Source organism: Arcobacter sp. (assembly GCF_050300555.1).
GTDB lineage: Bacteria > Campylobacterota > Campylobacteria > Campylobacterales > Arcobacteraceae > Arcobacter.
In genome coordinates this window covers 1-506 of record NZ_JBNKXY010000472.1, presented here as the reverse complement: position 1 = coordinate 506, position 506 = coordinate 1, and the positions used below count along the sequence as shown (strand labels likewise).

Genomic DNA, 506 nt, shown 5'->3' with positions numbered 1-506 from the left:
ATAAATCTAATAATTCATATGAAGCACAAGCTATCAAAAAAGATGGTACAAAAATACCAGTACTTTTAAAAGTTAATAAAATTAGTTTTGATAATCAAGAATCAACTATTATCTCAATAATTGATTTAAGTGATGTTAAAAATAAAGAAGATTTAATTCTACAACAGTCAAAAATGGCAAGTCTTGGTGAAATGATAGGAAATATTGCGCATCAATGGAGACAACCATTAAGTTCTATTTCAACAGCAGCATCAGGAATGAAGCTACTAAAAGAGTATGGAAAACTTGATGATGAACATTTTAAGAATGGATTAGATTCTATTACAGAAACTTCACAGTTCTTATCTCAAACAATAGATGATTTTAGAAATTATATAAAAGATAATAAACAGAAAAAAGAGTTTAATCTAAGTTCTAGCATTAAAAAAGTTGTATCTATTATGCAAGGCTCTTTTACTAATCATTTTATTAAGGTAAAAATTAATGTAAAAGATTTAACAATAAAT

The 506-nt window shown here is 25.1% G+C and carries 1 protein-coding gene; it reads left to right on the top strand.

What is annotated here, in order from left to right:
• Nucleotides 1-506 (top strand): histidine kinase dimerization/phospho-acceptor domain-containing protein (locus ACQY5W_RS13685; RefSeq protein WP_428025521.1); only part of this gene is annotated, 506 nt, incomplete at both ends.